Source organism: Chitinivibrionales bacterium (genome assembly GCA_035516255.1).
In the GTDB taxonomy this organism is placed as follows: domain Bacteria; phylum Fibrobacterota; class Chitinivibrionia; order Chitinivibrionales; family FEN-1185; genus FEN-1185.
Genome location: DATJAL010000002.1, coordinates 292,651 through 313,322, shown reverse-complemented (window position 1 = coordinate 313,322; position 20,672 = coordinate 292,651). Strand labels below are relative to the sequence as shown.

Sequence of the window (20,672 nt, the reverse complement as noted above, 5' to 3'; positions counted from 1 at the left end):
ATTATCCGCCGCCGACAAATTTCAATATTTCAACCGTGTCGCCGTCGTTCAGGATTACCGAACCGTATTTTTCCCTTTTGACGATATTCTTATTCACCTCGACCACGACGCATGCCGGGTCAATATTTTTCATGGAAAGCAGCTTTTCAACCGAAACTTCCTGAATTACAGTTTCAGTTTTTCCATTGATGTGAGCAATCATGTGCCGTCCAATCATCCGCAAGTAATAAATTAATTTCGGCGGAAAAGCCACGGCGTGTGTACGTCTTTATGTGGGTTCCTTTTATTTTTTTTGAGATCTCGCAAAAATTGGGGCAATTCTTGAGAATACCGTATCGTATAATGCCAAAGTCAACTCTTCCTTACTATAATTGTTGTAGTAGTCTTGCAACGTTGCTTTCGTCGTAAAGATGCATTTGTTCGGATTGCTGGAGAAAATGGAACAATATGCATCCAAAAGCGTTACAACCTTATCGCCGTCCGGAGCAACATGGAACCCAATACTAAAAATGACCGAAGCGGTGCGTGCAACGCCTGCCGCAACCTCATCGGTAAAGAGTCTTCTCTGCTGTAAAAAGGAATATCCATAAAACACTACTATATACTTGATATTTCGGCTAATGGCTTGGTCATAAACACCATTGGGCAGCGTGTCAATTGCATCCGGCCGTTTGCCGACCAATCCGGCCGTTATCTTATGTTCAATGTTGCTATCCACGGAAAGCCAGGAATAATTTTGCCGATTCACTAAGGTATCGATGCAGGCTGTCATCAGATTGAAATCGCAACTGTCCGCGTCATGACGGAGCCTATTGTCATCAGAGACACTTAAATTTGAAAAACAAGAATACACGGATCCTGCCGGCGGTGTCTTAATAATAAAAGAGAAATCTTTGTTATAAGGATTAAAAAATTTCTCATTGAGTGCGTGCGGTGCGTGCCTAATGTCAAAAAGAAAAGTCACGTTATAATTTTGCAGATCTCCATCCGTTCGAGAATTGACGGAATAAACATTCACCATTTTCGTTGCGGCCGCGTTGTAATCCATACAGAGACGGCCGTATGAGATATCATCTTTTAACTCGAGTATAGCGGGAGATAAAATGAAGTTATTTCCGGAATGTACCACAGTATCACGGGAAGAAGATGTTTTTCCAAGTAGGTTGTTATTTATATAGATTCCATAATCTCCAGGTGGAATAGTCTGGATATGGATTGTGTACCGGGCGACACATCCCGTGATGAAAAAGATAAACACCAGCATGAAGAGTCGATTCTTTGTCATAGTATAAAATTCTTTCCGCCTTCAACTATTAGTAAAGATAGGTATTTATGTGCAGAGTTGTCAAATCTGGCCAAAACTCATCTCTGGATCTTGTGGAGCATGAATCTGGGGTAATTTATCCGAGAAGTAAAAAACCTGATTGTCGCCAGCGGAAAACACAACAAACTTCACTTGTACACGATTTCGCCTTTGGTACTTTACAAATGGATTGAATAAAGGTTTATTCCTGATCCTTATACACCACCGCGCCCGCCGGCACCGATTTCGTGATCCACGAGTTCCCGCCGACCACCGCGCCCTTGCCGATGACCGTTTTCCCGCCCAGGATCGTGGCGTTGGCGTAAATGATCACCTCGTCCTGGATGTCGGGATGCCGCTTGACGCCGCGCTGCGGGTGTCCCTTTTTGTCAAACGGCGACAGCGCGCCGAGGGTGACGCCCTGGTAGAGCCGCACGTTCTTGCCGATGGTGGTGGTCTCGCCGATCACCACGCCGGTGCCGTGGTCGATGAAAAACCGGGGCCCGATCTTCGCGCCCGGATGGATGTCGATGCCGGTCCTCGAATGGGCATGCTCGGTCATGATGCGCGGAACGAGCGGCACGTCGAGTTTGTAAAGGAGATGCGCGATGCGGTACGTGGCGATCGCCTCGATGCAGGGGTAGCTCAGGATTATCTCCTCCAGGCATGACGCGGCGGGATCTCCCTCGTACGCCGCTTCGATGTCCTCGAGCAACATTTTACGGATCTCCGGAAGTGATTCGACCAGGGTGGTGAGGGCCTTTTGCGCCTGTTCTTCACACGTGCAGTCGTCGCAATCATCCTTCTTTTTGCAGTGGTATTTTAAAATCTCGGTAATGATTTTGCCGAGCCGCAGGCTGATGTGGCGGAGCCTGTCCCCGATGAAAAAGTTCATTTCCTTTTTTTCGACCTTGTCTTTGCTGTAGAATCCGGGAAAGAGCACCGCAAGAATGTCGTTGAGCACTTCGTAGATGGCGGTCCGACCCGAAAGGTCGAGGCCTTCTTCTTCCTGCGAATAAAAGCTTGAAAGAACGTTCCGCTCGAGTTTGTCGGCCACCTGCGGCACGCGTGTATTGACCCACTCGATCATCCGTGCGTCCTGCGTCTGCTGTTTTCCGTTTTTTTTGTTCACGGCGTTGTTCCTTATTTTAATATTGGGTCGTTTCATGGATGAATTTTATCCACTGGGAAAAAAATTCGTTGCGGTGCGCGCGCCACGTGTTCACCGGCGATTCGAGGTCGAAATTCTTTGGCGACTCCACGTCCGTCCTGCCCGCGGCAAGGTCGCGCTTGTATTCCTCGATGAGCCTGCTGGGCTCGTATTCGAGGTGTCCCAGGTGCATGAGGAACCGCTGGTCGCTGCTCTCGAAAATCACATAGCCTGTTTCCTTTGAGTGCGCGAGCAGTTTGATTTTTCCCTTGTCGCGCTCCGCTTCCAGCACCGCGTCGGGAATGCCGGAATGCCTGCTCTGCGGGCACCAGAACACGTCGTCCATATCGCCGGTGACGCGGTGGTCGCGGTCGAGATTGAAGGTCTGGAACACGCCGAATTGTTTATTGGGCAGCACGACCTTTTCCATGCCGAGAAACTTGGCAATGGCGAGCCCGCCCCAGCACAGTCCCAGCGTCGACGCAATGTTTCTCTGCGCGTAGCGGAGGATGCGGAGAATTTCATTCCAGTAGGTGACCTGCTCAAAGGGGATCTCTTCCACCGGCGCGCCCGTGACGATCAGCCCGTCGAGCTTGTTGCGCGCGACGGCGTCCTCGAACGGCACATACAGTTTGTCAAGATGCGACTGGTCGGTGCTTGTATAGGTATGGGTCGCCAGCCGTATCCATATCGGTTCGATCTGGAGCACCGATCTGCCGAGCGGATACAAAAGACTGAACTCATACCGTTCCGCCTGCGGCATGATGTTGAGAATGCCGATGCGCAGCGCGCGGATGTCTTCCTTGAGCGCCTGTTCGTGGTCGATGCACAAAACACGGCGCTGTTCAAGGGCCGCTTTTGCATGATAGTCTTTTTGCAGAACTATGGTCATCAGTCAATCCTTTTTTTAAACACATACCATCAAAAAAGATGCCAATTTTTTTTATTCCACTATCGGCATTAAATGCAAAAATTCACTTCTTCAGTTTTCTCACCATCAATAAGGTTCTGAAGCGTGACGGATTGGAGTACTTTTTTCTGTGCGTCCATAAGGTTTTTCCATAGATTTCTCGTGGAGCAATGCGGGATTCTGTTGCATGCGGACTGCCTTTCAAGGCATTCCACGGGCGCCAGCGATCCTTCGAGTGCCTGCACAACGTCGAAAAGTACGATTGCTGACGGCGGTTTCTTAAGCATATACCCGCCCTGGGCACCACGGATGGTGTCTATCATACCGTTGTTTTTTAAAGAAATGAGAATATTCTCCAGATAAGATTCGGAAATTCTTTGTGATTTCGCAATATCTTTTCTTTTAACCGGAACTTTACCATAACCCTTTGCAATTTCGACAATTGCGCGGGTGCCATATCTGCATTTGGTGGAGAGCTTGAACGCCATAAATTAATTTCGATTGATGAATGTTTATATTGTTTACAAACCTGGTAAACAAAATAATATGTGTAAAGTTTTATTTCAAGATTTTTTAATTCAGAAATTATTTAGCAGGATTTCCTTTTTAACAAATCGGATTTTCTTGATGCTGCAGGCATCTGCATCGGCAGCTTTTCTCCAACAAATTCAGGGCAGCGGTTCTATAACATTACAATCCACCCTGCGCCGAATGAAGGCCATGAATCCATGACATGACCAGCCCGAGGACGATCATCAGTCCGAAATACAATGCGGCGAAAGTGATGCGCGTCTGTTTTGAAACGGCAAAATACTCCTTGTTCGGCGACTTCCATAAACGATATGCCTGAAAAGCTCCGAGAATAACAAAAAGTACGACAAGGGGATTAGGATACCGCAAGGCGATAAATAAAAGCACTGGAATACCGATGAGCCACATGAGCGGCGAAATGGCGGTGACGATTCTCCCTCCGTCAAGCGGGTGCACCGGCACAAGGTTGAAAAGATTGAGCAGGCATCCCGTATAGGCCAATGCCAGCAACAGGTTGTTTTTATAAACAATGCCGAGCGCCAGGCAGAAAAAGGCGCCGATGCTGCCCAAAACAGGTCCGCCCGAGGCGACGATCGCTTCGGTGCGCGCATTGGTAGGTTGCTGTTTCATGGAAATAAACGCCCCCACGAAGGGAATGAAGATCGGCATTGACACCTTGAGCCCTGCCCCGCGCGCCGCCAACACATGGCCGCTTTCATGCACTGCTATGAGCAGCACGAATCCCGCGGCATACCACCATCCGAACTGCGTGGCATAGACCCAGATCATGACAAACATGGATATGATGGTAGTGGCTAGTTTTCCGAACTTGAGCGCGAAAACGAGGGACTTGAATTTTACAAGCACGACGCCGATCGCTGCCAGAACTGCAAAAATTCCCCCGCGTTTCTTCCCGGAACCGGGCTGGCCTGAGGAGTCCTGCCGTGTATAGTTAAACGACACGGGTGTTTGCTGATTCTCCATGATCAACTATGCCTTTCAGTCAATCCGATGATTTTTTCGAATGTTTTTTCCTCAACCGTAATTTTTGGATCATTGTATCATCAGATTCAACGCTGTCCCCTTTTGTGGTCAGATAATCGCCGGAAATATACCCGTTGGCGCCGGCGCAGAACATGAGCGCCTGCATGGGACCGAGGTTCAGTTCCCTGCCGCCGCAGACTTTTATGGTCTTTTCCGGAAGCGCAAGACGGAACAGGGAAACGATTTTTAAAAACTCAATCGGCGATTCCAGCGGCGGTTTTACACGGGTGCCGGGAATTGGCATGAAAAAATTTATCGGAATGGTATCAACATCCAACGCCCGCAACTCACGGCAGAGGGCCTTGCGGTCGTCCCAGGTCTCCCCCATGCCGAATATGCCGCCGCAGCAAACAAACAAACCTGCCTTTTTTGCGGCCCTTACCGTCTTGATACGGTCTTTATAATCATGCGTCGACACGATTTCGGGATAAAACCTGCGGCTTGTCTCGAGATTGTGGTTGTAGCACGAAACCCCCGCATTTTTCAACAGGACAAATTCTTCTCCGGAAAGAATGCCGAGCGACGCGTGCAGCTCGCCTTTGCATTTTCTCAGGGCATCCGCGACTATTTTCACTTCTTCGCGGGAAAGCCGTCTGCCGCTTGACACAACGCAAAAGGTAAGTTTTCTTTCATAAGCGGCTTTGGAATTTTTAATGATTTCGTCGGCGTCCGCCAGGTCTTTGACAGCCACCTTTGCCGTGTTATGTGACGACTGCGCGCAGAACGCGCAGTCTTCGCCGCACCCGCCCGCTTTGATGTTCATGAGCGCGCAGGGATCGACGATATCGTTGAAGAATTTCCGTCTGACAAGATCGGCGCAGGCGAAAAGAAGCGTGATTTCGCTTTCCGGCCAGGCGATGATGGTATCCAGGTCATCATCATCGATGGATCTGCCGATTGCTTTATTGTAAAGGTGCTGGGCTTTTTGAAACGAAGTCATCCAATCATCCTTTTTGTCTCATCAACCCGATTTGCAAAAAACGCATGTCCGCCGTCAACCAATTTACATTCCGCGCCAATCATTCCCGCAAGCGTCTCGCCAGCATGAGAGGGTATGATTTTATCATCTCTTCCATGGATGACAAGGCATGCACATTCGAGTTTCTTCAAGGCACCAATCAGATTTACCTGCTCAAGAAACATCAATCCTTTTATCAGCGTCTGATCATCATACCGGGAATTCTTTGTTTCATCATCATTCAAACCGCATTGTATTAAAAAATCCTTTACAACGCCATCATTCTTTTCCTGCAATTTGGATATCATTGAACGGATGACGGTTGCTCTCATTCCGTACTTGAATCCTTCCCTTCTGCAAAACGAGGGCGTGGCGGAAAAAAGCACAAGCCTTTTCACGGTGACGTACTGAGTCAATGCGCAGGCAATAATTGCACCGGTTGACCATCCTACAATCCCGGCGACATCTATCGCCAAACATTCATTCATTTTTTTGATAATGCCAGTCCAGTTCAAATTCAATTCGCCGCCATCAAATAATAACGGCATAATCTTATTTATGTCAACATAGAAACTTTCATCCCCGAAAAGCGGTTTCAGTATTTCCGGAGAAATCGCCCATCCGCCGAACACGAGCCAGGGTTTACCCACGCGATTTCTTCCATTCACTCAGTTGACTTATTGCAAAAGCAAGATCATCCGACGAACACCCCACATGAACGGAGAACCGTATGCGCGCCGTCCCCGCGGGAACAGTCGGCGGCCTGATGGCCGGGGCTTTTATGCCGCGCCTCATCAGGAACGCCGACAAACCGATGGCGTCACTTTCGTTTTCGACAATGCAGGGAATGATGTGGGTTGATGAATTCAGGGTGTCAAATCCGAGGGACTGTACTTCTTCGCGGTATTTTTCGGCCTTTGCAAGAAGTTCCTTTCCCACTTCCGGATGTTTTTTTATATAATAGACTGCTGCGAGATTGTGCGCGAGAACCGACTGCGGCAAGGCAGTTGAATAAATCAAACTGCGCGCGTTATTGACTAAGGAATCCTTCAGCATTGAGCTTCCTGCGAAAAATCCGCCGAGTCCCGCGATCGCCTTGCTCAGGGTCCCCATCACCACGTCAACGTCCTCCGAGACCCCGCATTCTTCAACATAACCGGCAAGCGTCCCGCCGAAAACGCCTGTTGCATGCGCCTCGTCGATCATCACCATGCAACGGTATTTTTTTGCCAGTTCGCAAATGTCGGCCAGCGGTGCCGCGTCACCGTCCATGGAGAACACCGAATCGCTGACAATGAGTTTTTCTTTTTTCTTTGACGATTCAAGCCTTTTCTTGAGGTCGGCCATGTCGCAATGGGCGTATCTTGAAAGAAACGCGCCCGACAATCTTATTCCGTCAATTATTGACGCATGATTCAGCCTGTCGCAGAAAACCTCGGTGTCGCGCGTGCAAAGAGATTGTACGATGCCGAGGTTCGCGGCATACCCAGAATTGAAAACAAGAGCTGCTTCGGCTTTTTTCCATTGCGCCAATTCTGATTCCAGTTTATTATAAAGCGGCGAGCGGGTTTCGATGATTCTGGAAGCAAGGTTTCCTGAAAGACATTCACCGGCGAGTTTTTTCGCCTCCAAGGCGACGTCGGCATTATCCTGCAGATTCAGGTAACTATTGGTTGACAGATCGATCCGGACGCCCTCGCCGGACGCACCGGGAGTCCTGAACAGATTTTTCTTCTTTCTTTCCTCAAGTTCAGCATCGAGACGAGCGTAAATGGGTGAATCGTTCATTAGCATCCCGCTTGTGTCTTTGGAAATTTCCGATCATTGTCACTCCCGCGAAAACGGGAGTCCAGTCTCCTAAATTCTTCCGTTAAATAGATTCCCGCTTTCGCGGGAATGCCATCTTCAAACTATTTTTCCAATTCCTCACCTAATATCTCTTTGATTGATTTTTGGGTGACGCTCATCATGAATTCAATTTCATCTTCGGTGATGATATACGCAGGAACAAAGTATAAAACATTCCCCAGCGGACGGATGAGAAGCCCTTTATCAAGAGCTTTTTGCGCTATCCGGAATGGTATCCGTTTACCCACCGGCAGCGGTTTTTTCGTTTTTCTGTCAGCAACGAGCTCCAGCGCGGCTATCATTCCGATGGACCTTATATCACCGACCTCTTCTATTTCATCAAACAGTTCCAGCTTTTTTCGGAAAAATGCGGCCTTTGACACGAGCGATTGAGGAATTTTTTCTTCCTTTATTATCGACAAAGCTTCGCAGGCCGCTGCCGCGGCCAGGGGATTTCCGGTAAACGAATGCCCGTGCGCAAGTTCTCGGCCGGACCTGAAATCCCCGCAAAACGCCGCATAAATTTTCTCGTTTGTCACCGTGGCCGCCATGGGAAGGTAGCCGCCGGTGAGGCCTTTTGCCAGGCACATGACGTCGGGAATAATGCCCGCGTGTTCGCACGCAAAAAGTTTTCCGGTCCTTCCGAAACCGGTGAATACTTCGTCGGCAATGGTGAGAACGCCGTATTTCTTGCATGAGGCCGCAATCCTTTTGAGAACCTTTGCGGGATATATCCGCATGCCGGCCGCGCCTTGGACCATCGGCTCAAAAACGCAAGCGGCAACCGATTCTCCTTTTGCGGCCAGGATTTTTTCCAAGGACGTCATGCATTCCGCGGCGCATGTTTCTTTCATTTTTCCACACGGGCACCGGTAGCAATACGGCGCATCGGTGTACAACTGGGATTTAAATCTTCCATGAAACAGCGAATGATATGCGGGTATGTCTCCCACCGACATTGCGCCGAGCGTATCGCCGTGATATCCGCCGGCCAGGGAAACAAACAACGCGCGGCGTTTTCCTTGTGCCGCCCAATATTGCAAGGCGATTTTAAGCGCGACCTCCACGGCGGTCGAGCCGTCGTCTGAATAAAAAATGCGGGTGAGGCCTTTCGGCAGCATCGGAGCCAGCAGGCGTGACAGCTCGAGCGCGGGCTTTGCGATAAAACCGGCCATGAGCACATGTTCCAGTTTATCAAGCTGCTTTTTCACCGCCGCGGTGATCCGTGGATGGCCGTGACCGAGATTGGAGACCCACCACGAGCCGATCGCGTCGAGATACCGTTCCCCCTTGGCATCGTAGAGATAGACCCCCTGTCCGCGCTCGATCACCCGCGGCGGGAACTTTTCGATGTCCTGCGAGCAGGTGAACGGGAACCAGAGGTGGTCAAAGGTATTTTTTCGTGAGCTCATTACAAAAGGAATTAATCTTGTTAATGGATTTTTCACCATATTTGATTTCAAGAAACGGAATTTTTCCGATGTTTTTACGCACGGTTTTCAAATTGTCACGGTAAATGAAGTCTTCCGACCGGTTTTCCCGGTTATTCATGACAACGCCGGCAACAAGCACATCGGCGCTGTGCAGGACGCACAAAGTGAGAAATGTATGATTGAGCGTGCCAAGCTCCGGAAGTGCAACAAGGAGTACCGGCAAATTAAGGCGTTTTATCAGATGGATCATGCTCATGGATCCACCAAGCGGCACCAGCACGCCGCCAGCGCCTTCAACAAGCACACAGCCGTTTTTCATGCCCGGAAGCATGCAAATTTTTGTCAAGCATTTGTCAACCCGGGACAGCGATATTTTTTCATTATCGATTCCGGCGGCCAGATGCGGCGAACAGGCCGGCCTGAAGCGGTAAGGAACGTGAAGGTTGTCATCACCAGTTTCCAATGCGCCGCTTCTTTTTACGTACTCAAAATCCGGCGCGATGAGGCTGCCTTTTTTTGTCGTGCATCCGGTTTGAATGGGTTTCATATACGAGACCGGCATTTTTTTCAAAAGCTCCCGCGCGAGCAGGCGGCAGACAAACGTTTTGCCCACATCGGTTCCGGTGCCGGTTACGAAGAAGCCCCTGGCTGTTTTTTCCATCCTGTCATCTACCTTTGCGCGCGGTTCCCAGCGCAACATGCACGGTAAGCGGCACGCCGTGGGCGGTGGAAAAGGTGTCTTCGTATTCGCCGCAGAGCGAAAACAATTCCGTTCTGCCAAGATGTTTTCCCGACACCGCCGTGCTGCCTGAGTCGCTCAAAAATCTAATGACGTCACGGCCCGAAGAAAAATAGTATTGCTCGCGAATAATTTCGGTTTTTATGCTGGCGAACCCTACGGCCGTGAGCAGATTTTCAAACTCATCCCTGCTGAACAGCCGCACCGGAATGCTCAATCCCCGTTTCCGGCGCAGGGCAACCAATTGGGAAAAAGAGTTTTCAAGGTACACGGAGAAGTACAGGACGCCATCGTCAACAAGCACGCGACGCAGCTCCGTGGCCGCTTCTTCCGTATTGTCAAGCCACTGGAACACGGAGGACGAAACGGCACCGCCGAACACGGCGTTTTTATACGGCAGAGCTTCAACGTCCGATTGGACGGCCAATGGCCGGCCGGTTCGGAGCTTTGCCAGCGTATTGAACGCCAAATCAGCATGAAAAAGCGTCAAGGGAAGCTTCTCATACTGCAACATCGTTCCAAGCGGACCTGAACCGCAGCCCGCATCAAGTAGCGGAAGGTCAAACGGCAGATTTTCTTTTATCAAACCAATCAAAAGCTGAAGAATACGGCGCTGAACAAAGGCCGTTTCACCATATCGCGACGCCCTTTTCGAAAAAGTATTGGCGATAAGTTTCTTGGAGGGAATGACCGTGCTCATAGGTGAAGGAAAAATAACTTGCCGTGCGCCGAAAACGTTTATTAAATAAAATCCGTGAGAAATTTGCAGGGAAGCCGGCACGATCAGAATTGGTTTTTTCACCCTACCGGAATCTTTATAATAATCATTTAATTCAACAAGATAAAGAAATCAAATGGTGACAATTCTTCCTTACCCTGAGGAAGAAAATAAACATCCTTGCGGCAGAATAAATGTTTTAATTTATTGGGCATGAAAATGCAATTTATTCCATCCATTCTGTATTAATAAATATTGAAAAGTGCGGGAATTTAAACAGCAAACTATAATATAATGAACAGGAATAAGTTATTTTAACCGCTTAGCAGACATCAATAAAAGGAGTATTGATGAAAAAATTACTATTATTTATTCCTGCCGTTGCACTATGCCAACTGCTGGTTTCGTGCGACAACGGATGGCTGTACAAGCCGACGCAATTTATTGTTCCTGCTCCCCCGCCGCCAAAACGAGGGTTTATTTCCGGTGACAGCCTGGCCAAATTCTGCGGCTTGAAAGACGTGATTCTCCTTTACAACTGGTCCATTCAAGGCGAGATGACGCCGACCCTCTATTATGTAAATTTCTCGGACTCGAACCCGACTCCCATTCAAATGAAAAAACCTGTTGGCCGTGAAGACTGGTATGCAAACAGCCCGATGCCGTCGCCTGACGGAAAACTGGTGGCCTACTATGTTTTCCAGGGCGCTCAATGCGAAGCCTACGTCCAGCAGCTCGATCCTGCGGCGGTCCCCATTCTCGTTGCAAGTCCCGGAAGCGATCCTCATTTTTATAAAGACCCGCAGGGAAATCTTTGGGTCACGTATGCCAACATAACAGGAATCTTGACCGGTTCCCTCACCTCAGATTCGTCTTATGTAACCTACAAACAACAGGTCAATGCAATCAACGGGCAAAAAATCGGGTTGCCGGATACGTTGGTGCATCTTCCGTTTTACGGTGGCATATCAAAAGACGGCCGTTACTTATGTACCGGATACGCCGGTGCTTACATTTATGATTTTTCAGATTCATCACTCCATGCCATCAACAGCGGCGTGCAGACCTGCAATCCTTCAATTTCGACCGACTCGATTTTAACAGACCGGATGATGTTCCTAAATTTTCCGGGCCCGCAAAATATAAACAACTTTCCTACCACGTCCGTAGGCGAACACAAGATGGTTTTCATTGTGGACAAAAGCAATTCGTTGGTGAACGCATTCAACGTCAACACTGTCTTGGATGCGTCGGTAGTCGAATGGCAGTGCCCGGAATGGTCGAACAATCCCGATTATTTTGCCGCGCTCGCATCGCAAGACCAGGTCAACTATGACATTTATCTTGTGCAAATATCCACCGGAAAGGCATTCCGGCTCAATATACCCAAAGAATTCCAAGTCAATTGGTCGTCAACTCCCTATGTGTTTTTCGCCGGAGGTGCATCATGAGACAGCAGAACCGGCACATCGCAATCTTCGCTCTTGTTGGCGGTCTTGCTGCCGCTGTCATCATATCATTAACGATCCGCTCACGTCAGCAGGCACCTTCATTCGTTATGGCAACACCCTGGGCCTGCGTAGGCGGGTGCGGGGCCGGCGGATCGGGCGGTGCTGGCGGCGCGACCGCAAAATGGATCGGCACCAACGTGACCGGCGGGCTGCTTGACGTTCAGGAAATGTATTCCTCGACGGCCACGAAGAAATCCATGACCAACTCCCTCGAAACCCGTCTGAGCTTCCATCCCACTTACACGAGCATTCTGGCGCTCACGGTCCCCGTGCTGGCGAAAGACGGATCGATGCAGCCCACCACCGCCGCTGACGAGAGAACAGGCGTGATCAACAACGGCATGGGCGACATCCGCATCGATTTCCAGAACGCGTTCGGCGTGTCGGGTGAATTCTCGTACGACTTTACGCTCTCGATTCCCACGGGAGATTACGCGATGACCGTGGGCACCGACAAGTCGCCGCAATATCTTCCCACCAACCTGCAGCTGGGAATGGGCGTTTACAGCCTGACGCTGGACCTCGGCTATACCGTGGATATCGACAAGGCGCTGCTGTTGGTGGATGCCATGTACTCGCATCCCTTTGCGGTTAATTTTTCCGGGAAGAATTCCTATTTCCCGTTGTACAACAACGCCGAGGCCTGGAATCTTCTTTCGGCAGACCAGAAGAACAGATTCAAGTACTATTTCAAACCCTTCGGCGAGAACGATCTTGGCGCTTATTTCCCTCCCAGCATCACTCTTTCCGGGTTTTACGGGACAAAGGAATTAGCGGGATTTGTTCATTCTTTCGGACTGATGTTTTCCGCGCCGCTTGGCGTCTCATGGATTCCCGGATTCGATGCGACCACCTATAATCCGACGCCAGACCCGGATAATCAGGCATGGACCGCGACACTCTGCTACGGCCTTGAGTTCTCCCGCCCCAATTTCCCGGTTTTCGTGGCCGCGTATGTCCCCATTCACAGCAAGACCGCTTCGGCCACAAACGCGCAGGCAGCCAACCCGTTCGATTCAAAACCAATGGCACAATGGAACGCGCCGGACTTCCACGACATTCTTCACCGGTGGAGCGTTTTCATAGGAACAAAAACAACCCTTTTCTGACATCCGAAAGGAAACTCTCATGAAACTGTCAACGCTGCTTCTGTCAACTACCGCGCTGTGCGGAACGCTGCTTTTGGTTCCACACTGCGGCTCAGGCCCAACCCAGTCCAAACAGGCGATTGCGATCACGTCTCCCGCAGACGGCGCAAAGCTTCTCGCAGGAGACACGACCCCCGTTCAATGGACCCAGTCAGTTGCAAACCCGGTCATTTCTTATAATTATCATTTGACCTCAAGCACCTGGCAGCAATTCGCGGTGGTCATTCCGGTGAATTCGACCGAAGCAAAAGTGGTCCTGCCCACCCTATGGCCTTCGGACAGCTTTCAAATCAAAGTAGAGGACAATGCCGGAGCGTACAATGCGGGGCTCTCGGGGTATATTCATGAAAAGTTCATCATTCTCACCAATGCGCTTGGCGGCCAGACCGTTCATGTGGGCGACTCGGTGACGCTTGCCTGGCGTGCATGCCCGGTGCAGGTTTCATCGGTTGAGGTGATGCTTTCGACCGACAACGGCAAATCATACAACGAAATCATCGGCGCGGGTTCCATCTCGATATCCGCCGCCTTGTCGTACCAGTGGATTGTCGGATCGGAAACAGGATATGACTTCTCCTCCTCCTATCCAAGTTCAACCTGCATCGTCAAAGTCCGCCAATACAGCAATGACCAGTATAAGGACCTCAGCGGCGTATTTACCGTTGCGAACTAAAGGAGCCGGAGGTTCTTTATCATGACGACATACCCCGCTTTCCCCCGCACGGTCTGCATCCTCGGCTGCGGCGGGTTCATCGGATCGCACCTTGTCGAGCGCATCCTCGGCACCACGGATTGGCTTATCTACGGCATAGACAGGAGTCCATCGAAAATCTCCGAACACCTCGCCAATCCGAAATTTACCTATGCGAACATCAACATCGAGTCCCCGGCGGGCGTCGAGGAGTACATCAAAAAAAGCGACGCGGTGATCTCCCTTGTCGCATTGTGCAACCCGTCCCTCTACAACACGATCCCCCTCGAGGTAATCAGGAGCAATTTTACGCGCCCGCTTGAAATCGTCGACCGCTGCGCAGCGTTGAAGAAATGGCTCATCCATTTTTCCACGTGCGAGGTGTACGGCACCACGGTCTCCCACCAGGCGAATGTGCCCTTTAATTCCGGCACCGACGTTTTCAAAGAGGAAACCACCCCTTTCGTGCTCGGGCCTATACACGCGCAACGCTGGACCTATGCCTGCGCAAAGCAGCTGCTCGAGCGCGCGATATACGGGTACGGGTTCGAGCGCGGCCTCGCCTACACCGTCGTGCGTCCGTTCAACTTTATCGGGCCGCGCATGGACTTTCTGCCCGGCATCGACGGCGAGGGCGTGCCGCGCGTGCTGGCGTGCTTCATGGAGGCGCTGTTGTCGCAAAAGCCGCTCAAGCTCGTTGACGGCGGGAGAAACCGCCGCTGCTTTACCGCCATCGAGGACGCGGTCGGCGCGGTGATGGCCATCCTTGCTCATCCCGACAGCGCAAAAGGCCGCGTTTTCAATGTCGGCAATCCCAGAAACGAGACCACCATCGCGGGCCTTGCCGGCACCATGATCGCGCTGTACCGGGAACTGCTCCCGGAGTCCGCCGATTTCCCGTATGTCACCCAGGACGTGACCTCGTCCGAATTTTACGGCGAGGGCTACGAGGATTCCGACCGCCGCGTCCCGGACATCACGCTCGCGAAAACGCTGCTGGGATGGGAGCCGGCAGTTCCTCTTGACAAGGCGCTGCGCACCGCCATGGCATTTTACATCAAGGAATACGCAAACGCCCACGCGGTGAGGGAGGCAATCTGAGTGGTAAGAAAATTTCCATTTTTATGCCGGCTTTCAACGCCGAGCGCCACCTCGAAGGCGTGGCCGCCCGCATTCCCCGGGAGCTGTGGAACGACATCGCGCACCTGTGGATCGTCAACGACGGCTCGAACGACGGCACCGCCGCCGTCATCGAACAATTGTCACATGAGAATCCCAAGGTGCGGCCGGTTCACTTCTCGTGGAACCGCGGATACGGCAAGGCCGTGCGCGAAGGACTCTCACGCTGCAAGGGGGACGCCTGCGATTACGCGGTATGCCTCCACGCCGACGGCCAGTATCCTCCGGAGGCGATCCCGGGGTTCATCGGGAAAATGGCGGCAAACAACATCGACATCATGCAGGGCTCGCGCATCGCTCCGGGCACCGCGCTTTCCGGAGGCATGCCGCGGTACAAATATTTTGCGGGAAAGACTTTGACGTTCTTTGAAAATATCGTTTTCGGGCTTTCGCTCACGGATTATCACAGCGGCATGCTCTGCTATGGCAGAAAGGCGCTTGAAACGCTGCCGTTCGACCGCCTGAGCGCCGGTTTCGAGTGCGACATTGAACTGATCGCGCTCGGCCGGGCTGCCGGACTGTCGATCGCCGAAATGCCGATCCCCACACGGTACGCCGACGAGGTTTCGTACCTGCGGCCGGTGGAATACGGCATGAGCGTGCTCGGGGTCATGGCACGGTATCTTGCAGGAAGGTACAAACCGCGATGATACTCGTCACCGGCGGCACGGGCGCTATGGGGAGCGTGCTGGTGCGCATGCTCGCGCACCAGGGGAAAAAAGTTCGCGTGCTGTGCATGCCGGGCGACCCGTTTGTCGCACGCGTCAAGGACACTGCCGCCGACATCAGGCATGCGGACATCGCCGACAGGGCCGGCCTCGCCGCGGTCTGCGACGGCGTTGACACGGTGCTGCACCTTGCGGCGGTCATCATTTCAAGGGATGAAGCGGTCTTTCAAAAGATAAACGTTGAAGGCACAAGAAACATTGTCGACGAAGCGGTAAAGGCAAAGGTCGGGCATTTCATTTACGTGTCGTCGGCATCAGTCACTTACCCGGCCCCAACGCCCTATTCGCTCTCCAAACGGGCGGCGGAGGAGATTGTTAAAAACTCGGGGCTTGATTACACCATGCTCAGGCCCACGCTGGTGTACGGCGAAAAAGGCGGCCAGGAATTCGACCTGTACCTCGAGTACCTGAAAAAATTCCCGGCGGTACCGTTCATCGGCAGCGGCGCCGCGCTCAAGCGGCCGGTGTATGTTGAGGATGTCAATGCTGGCCTGCTCGCCGCTTGCGGCAGCAAGAAAACGTTCGGAAAAATTTACAACCTCAGCGGCGGAGAGGCCGTGAGCATGATCGATTTCACGCGGCTCTGCCTGAGGCTGATGGACATGGAGCGCAAGCCGGTGGTGCGCCTTCCGGTGTGGCTGTGCAAGATGATCGCGGCGATGATGAAGGTTGTCATGCGCGATCCGCCGCTCAAATGGCAGGTGATCGCGGGGATAATCCAGGATGCCAATCTTGATCCGGCGGATGCGATGAAAGACCTTGGGTATGCGCCTAAAAAAGTTACCGAGCAATTGCCCAGGGTGTTTCCGAGAAGAAATGGTTGACGGGTTACGCGTCAATAAGTTAATAAATTCATAATTTTAAGGTCTATTGATTGATATTTGATTATAGGAAAATAAAACAATGTCACTCCCGCGAACGCGGGAGTCCAGTCGGCAAAGGAAATAGATTCCCGCTTTCGTGGGAATGACAAATCATAGCATTAAGTTCTTTGTCAATTAGCCTGGATGATTAACATCATTATTCTATCCGGAATTTGTCACTTTGTCACTTTTTTATAGGAGGTTTTCATGAAACGCGTACTTGTATATATCTGCGCTGCGTTGATCGGCGTTTTTCTTGTCGTTTCCGCATGCGGCCAGACCGATTCCGCTGCGGCGCAAAAGACCACGGCCAAGCCCGCGAAAAGCGCCCCGGCAGAACAGGAAAAGGCGGCAGCTCCATCGGTGCAGAAAACAGCGCCGGCCCCGAAGCAAGCGGCCGCAAAGGGTGCTCCTGCAAAATCCGATACACTCATCGTTGTCGCGCGCATCACCGAGATCCCGGGCAAGTTTGCCTCCAACGACCTTTATAACTACGTTTACATCATGAAATACCGGGTGCTCAGCGTGGTGAAGGGTTCGTACAAGGCGCAGGACATCCTGGTGGGCCATTACAACCCGCTCATCCCCCGTTCCCAGATCAAGGACGCCATGAAAAAGAACGTTTCGGGGACCGTGGAAAAAATGGAAGTGGGTGCAAAGCACAAACTCTGGCTCATCACACCCATCGACAAAATCTGGAAGGACAACGTTGAGGATGAGTACCAGGATTCGGACCTTAACAAATACTATGCCGTACGGGCCGATATAGTACAGTAACCACAGCACCTTCGAAGGGGCCTCACAGGAGAACCGAGCATGGTCTTTTCATCGCACATCTTTCTGTTTTATTTTCTGCCCATTTTTCTGACGGTTTATTTCGCCCTGCCGTTCAAGTGGAAGAATTTCTATCTCAAGAACATGTGGATCACGATCATGAGCTACGTGTTTTACGGCTGGCTCGTGCCGTGGTTCACGCTTCTCCTGTTCATCACCTCCTATAAAGATTATTTATGCGCCGAAATCATCGTCAAACCCGACGCCACGAAACAGCGGCGAAAGACCGCGCTGGTGTTCGCCATTGTCACCGATCTCCTGCTCCTCGGCTTTTTCAAGTATTACATGTTCTTCATGGGCGGACTCAACGGCCTTATCCACGTCTGCGGCGGGCCCACGCACCTGTTCCATATTCTCAAGGTGCTTCTGCCCTCGGGCATTTCGTTTTACACGTTCGTGGCGCTGAGCTACGTGATCGACGTTTACAAAGGCGACGCAAAACAGGCGCCCACCTTCGGCGCGTTCTCGTGCTTTCTCGGCCTGTACCCCCACCTGATCGCGGGCCCCATCATCCGGTACCAGTCGGTCGCGGACCAATTGATGGTGCGCACCCATTCGTGGGAAAAGTTCGCCAGCGGCACCGCGATTTTCATGCTCGGGTTCGCCAAAAAAATCCTTCTTGCCGACCCGGCGGCCGGTATCGCGGACGCGGCGTTCGGCGCTGATGCTCCCGGCATGCTCAACGCGTGGTGGGGCGTGATCGCGTATTCGTTCCAAATATATTTCGACTTCTGCGGTTACTCGGACATGGCCGTGGGGCTCGCACGCATGATGGGCATAGAATTCCCGAAAAATTTCAATGCGCCCTATCTCTCCAAAAGCATTTCAATTTTCTGGAAACGGTGGCACATGACCCTGTCGTCCTTTATCATGGATTATCTGTACATCCCGCTCGGCGGGAACCGCAAGGGCACGGCCCGCACCTATTTCAACCTCGGGTTCGCCTTTTTCCTGTGCGGCCTGTGGCACGGCGCGAGCATGACCTTCGTATTGTGGGGAATTTACCAAGGCGCGTTCCTTATTTACGAGCGCGTGCTCAACAAGAAGACCGCATATTCCTGGGCGCCGGGCTGGACGCAGGTCGCATTCACCTTTGTCATCATACTTTTCGGCTGGGTGCAGTTCCGCGCGCCGTCGTTCCACCAGGCGCTGCTGTACTGGGGCGCCATGACCGGCGTCGTGTCCGGCGCCGCATCGGCGCCGCTTTTGAGCGCGGAAATCTTTTCCACGCGCCACATCTTTGAAATGCTGATCTGCGCCGCGCTGGTATGGCAGCCCATGCAGGCGTACAACTGGATTGCAAAGGGCATTACACCCGGCAAGCTCATCATCTGCATGATCATTTTCCTGTACGCCATACTCGGCATGTTCACGCAAACGTACAGTCCCTTCCTGTACTTTCAGTTTTAAGGCGGAGGGAAACAAACCATGAAAAAAGCAGCCGCCATCTTCAGCACGATCTTTCTGTTCCTCATTTTCGCCGTGCCCGTTTCGCAGGCCATAGTGGAAAAAACGACCGGCCAACGCATCCAGGTGCTTGACCTGTTCAAAGACACCTTCATCACTCCGGTCAAACGCGCGGAGACAATGAACCGGCTCATCGGCCGAATTCAGGCGCGGGTTGATTCGATGGCCGCCGAGATTCCATCGGCCGGCGTCGACAGCGGCGCGGCATGGGACTCGCAGCGGCCCCAAGCACAGGCCGACGAGGCCATGGTTGACGTTGCGGAATTACAAAAGACCGTTTCGACGTTCAACCGCCATGTCAAGGCCAGCCAGTCCTCGAAATCCGTTCAGGAAATCGATCGTTACGCAAAGCCGTTTGATTCTCTTCTGTTAAGCCTGCGCAACGGCGACCGCGCGGCATCGGCGCGCTTCTGCTCGGAAGCCAGGGCGTTCACCGCGCAAGTTGCCGCGCGGTACCGAAAACCGTCGGCTGCAGTAAAAGCGCTGCTGGTCGTTAAAAACCTGCCGGTGATTTTCTGGGACGCGAAGTATCTGCGGCCTTATGAAAAGGAAATCGAAAACACCTCGATCTACACGACGTGGGCGCGGCCGATCATGTTCTTCCTCCGGTATGCCCTGTACCGTGACCTCGGCGAAAAGGGCGTTCTCGGCAGGAACGCGTGGTTCTTTTACAAACAGGACGTCGATTACCTGATCCGGCCCTATGTTCTTGACAAGCGCGCCATCATCGTGGATCCCAACGACCAGGTGGTCTCCGACAACCCCATACAGGCCGCCGTCAAATTCAAAAAGCAGCTCGCGGAATTCGGTGTGGACCTTTTGGTGGTCGTGGTTCCGGGTAAACCGAGCATCTACCCCGACATGCTCGCCCAAAATGCAAATCCGGCACAGACCGCTGCCCAAGGAAATTCGAGTAGGGCCATCCGCGACCTGCGCACCGCCGGCATCGAGACGGTGGATCTTTTCACCCCCTTTCTCGCAGAGCGTAAAAATGACTCCACTGCCGGAGACTCGATGTATCTGTCAAAAGACACGCACTGGCGCGCGAGAGGGGTCATGGTCGCGGCCCGCACCGTGGCCGACCGCATCAAGCGATATCCGTGGTACCGGGCGGGTACGACGGAATATGTCCTCGACTCGGTCTTCATCGACAGGACCGGCGACGTGGGCGTCATGACCACACTTCCCGCGTTCAAGGTCAACGATCTTTCGGTGGCGTTTGCCACCGAAAAGACCCGCTGTTATCAGGTATATCAGGTTGAGCGCGACGCCGCCGGGGCCGAGACCGGCAGGCACCTTTACAAAGACGATTCTAAGAATTCGCAGATCGTGCTCATCGGCGACAGCTTTTCGCGCATCTACCAGACCGACGAGCCGCGCTCGGCCGGCTGGATCGCGCACCTCGCGAAAGAGCTTTCGCAGCCCATCGCCACCATCGTGAGCGACGGCGGCGCTTCGACGCTCGTGCGCGAATCGCTCGCGCGCAAGGTGAACCTGCTCAAGGGCAAAAAACTTGTCATATGGGAAGTGGTGGAGCGCGACTTCCGGTATGGAAACGAGGGATGGAAGGACGTCCCGCTTGCCATGGCATCAAACGAGTAGAAAAGGATTTCTTTC

21 protein-coding genes are annotated in these 20,672 nt (G+C 52.2%); 9 read left to right on the top strand and 12 right to left on the bottom strand.

The window, feature by feature from the left end; translation table 11 throughout:
- Position 1 precedes the first annotated feature (1 nt).
- From thiS to VLX68_01845, 12 genes are all read right to left on the bottom strand, one after another.
- The gene (gene thiS, locus VLX68_01900; protein HUI90975.1) at positions 2 to 202 is read right to left on the bottom strand and encodes a sulfur carrier protein ThiS; all 201 of its coding nucleotides are present in this window, start codon (positions 200 to 202) and stop codon (positions 2 to 4) included.
- Positions 203 to 283: 81 nt separating this feature from the next.
- Complete coding sequence (locus tag VLX68_01895) at positions 284 to 1,264, bottom strand: hypothetical protein (GenBank protein ID HUI90974.1); 981 nt, start codon at positions 1,262 to 1,264, stop codon at positions 284 to 286.
- A gap of 241 nt (positions 1,265 to 1,505) precedes the next feature.
- Positions 1,506 to 2,435, bottom strand: coding sequence for a serine O-acetyltransferase EpsC (gene epsC, locus VLX68_01890; protein ID HUI90973.1), 930 nt, complete (start codon positions 2,433 to 2,435; stop codon positions 1,506 to 1,508).
- A gap of 16 nt (positions 2,436 to 2,451) precedes the next feature.
- Positions 2,452 to 3,345: a homoserine O-succinyltransferase gene (locus VLX68_01885; protein HUI90972.1), complete on the bottom strand. Its 894-nt coding sequence runs from the start codon at positions 3,343 to 3,345 to the stop codon at positions 2,452 to 2,454.
- A 68-nt stretch (positions 3,346 to 3,413) separates the two neighbouring features.
- Entirely contained in the window at positions 3,414 to 3,851 is a 438-nt protein-coding gene (locus tag VLX68_01880; GenBank protein HUI90971.1) for an Rrf2 family transcriptional regulator, read from the bottom strand.
- A 202-nt stretch (positions 3,852 to 4,053) separates the two neighbouring features.
- Complete coding sequence (locus tag VLX68_01875) at positions 4,054 to 4,878, bottom strand: site-2 protease family protein (GenBank protein HUI90970.1); 825 nt, start codon at positions 4,876 to 4,878, stop codon at positions 4,054 to 4,056.
- Positions 4,879 to 4,897: 19 nt separating this feature from the next.
- The gene (gene bioB, locus VLX68_01870; GenBank protein ID HUI90969.1) at positions 4,898 to 5,878 is read right to left on the bottom strand and encodes a biotin synthase BioB; all 981 of its coding nucleotides are present in this window, start codon (positions 5,876 to 5,878) and stop codon (positions 4,898 to 4,900) included.
- Positions 5,875 to 6,546 carry an alpha/beta hydrolase gene (locus tag VLX68_01865; protein ID HUI90968.1) on the bottom strand — a complete coding sequence of 224 codons (672 nt, stop codon included), beginning with the start codon at positions 6,544 to 6,546 and terminating at the stop codon, positions 5,875 to 5,877. The genes bioB and VLX68_01865 overlap by 4 nt, the downstream gene beginning before the upstream one ends.
- Positions 6,539 to 7,684, bottom strand: a complete 1,146-nt coding sequence (locus tag VLX68_01860) for an 8-amino-7-oxononanoate synthase (GenBank protein HUI90967.1) — start codon at positions 7,682 to 7,684, stop codon at positions 6,539 to 6,541. The genes VLX68_01865 and VLX68_01860 overlap by 8 nt, the downstream gene beginning before the upstream one ends.
- 122 nt (positions 7,685 to 7,806) lie before the next feature.
- Positions 7,807 to 9,156, bottom strand: coding sequence for an adenosylmethionine--8-amino-7-oxononanoate transaminase (gene bioA / locus VLX68_01855; GenBank protein HUI90966.1), 1,350 nt, complete (start codon positions 9,154 to 9,156; stop codon positions 7,807 to 7,809).
- Positions 9,131 to 9,838 (bottom strand): dethiobiotin synthase, encoded by a 708-nt coding sequence (bioD, locus tag VLX68_01850; protein ID HUI90965.1) that lies wholly within the window; start codon positions 9,836 to 9,838, stop codon positions 9,131 to 9,133. Before bioD ends, bioA begins: the two co-directional genes overlap by 26 nt.
- 4 nt (positions 9,839 to 9,842) lie before the next feature.
- Entirely contained in the window at positions 9,843 to 10,616 is a 774-nt protein-coding gene (locus VLX68_01845; protein HUI90964.1) for a methyltransferase domain-containing protein, read from the bottom strand.
- Between the two features lie 368 nt (positions 10,617 to 10,984).
- Between VLX68_01845 and VLX68_01840 the strand changes: the two genes are divergently transcribed.
- From VLX68_01840 to VLX68_01800, 9 genes are all read left to right on the top strand, one after another.
- Complete coding sequence (locus VLX68_01840; protein ID HUI90963.1) at positions 10,985 to 12,085, top strand: hypothetical protein; 1,101 nt, start codon at positions 10,985 to 10,987, stop codon at positions 12,083 to 12,085.
- The gene (locus VLX68_01835; protein HUI90962.1) at positions 12,082 to 13,254 is read left to right on the top strand and encodes a hypothetical protein; all 1,173 of its coding nucleotides are present in this window, start codon (positions 12,082 to 12,084) and stop codon (positions 13,252 to 13,254) included. Before VLX68_01840 ends, VLX68_01835 begins: the two co-directional genes overlap by 4 nt.
- Positions 13,255 to 13,273: 19 nt before the next feature.
- Positions 13,274 to 13,966, top strand: coding sequence for a hypothetical protein (locus VLX68_01830; GenBank protein ID HUI90961.1), 693 nt, complete (start codon positions 13,274 to 13,276; stop codon positions 13,964 to 13,966).
- A gap of 21 nt (positions 13,967 to 13,987) precedes the next feature.
- The gene (locus tag VLX68_01825) at positions 13,988 to 15,085 is read left to right on the top strand and encodes a bifunctional UDP-4-keto-pentose/UDP-xylose synthase (protein ID HUI90960.1); all 1,098 of its coding nucleotides are present in this window, start codon (positions 13,988 to 13,990) and stop codon (positions 15,083 to 15,085) included.
- 23 nt (positions 15,086 to 15,108) lie between these two features.
- Positions 15,109 to 15,813, top strand: a complete 705-nt coding sequence (locus VLX68_01820; protein ID HUI90959.1) for a glycosyltransferase family 2 protein — start codon at positions 15,109 to 15,111, stop codon at positions 15,811 to 15,813.
- Entirely contained in the window at positions 15,810 to 16,715 is a 906-nt protein-coding gene (locus VLX68_01815; GenBank protein HUI90958.1) for an NAD-dependent epimerase/dehydratase family protein, read from the top strand. The genes VLX68_01820 and VLX68_01815 overlap by 4 nt, the downstream gene beginning before the upstream one ends.
- Before the next feature lie 246 nt (positions 16,716 to 16,961).
- Positions 16,962 to 17,531, top strand: a complete 570-nt coding sequence (locus tag VLX68_01810) for a hypothetical protein (protein ID HUI90957.1) — start codon at positions 16,962 to 16,964, stop codon at positions 17,529 to 17,531.
- 39 nt (positions 17,532 to 17,570) lie between these two features.
- Complete coding sequence (locus tag VLX68_01805) at positions 17,571 to 18,998, top strand: MBOAT family O-acyltransferase (protein HUI90956.1); 1,428 nt, start codon at positions 17,571 to 17,573, stop codon at positions 18,996 to 18,998.
- An 18-nt stretch (positions 18,999 to 19,016) separates the two neighbouring features.
- Entirely contained in the window at positions 19,017 to 20,657 is a 1,641-nt protein-coding gene (locus VLX68_01800; protein HUI90955.1) for a hypothetical protein, read from the top strand.
- Positions 20,658 to 20,672: the final 15 nt, after the last annotated feature.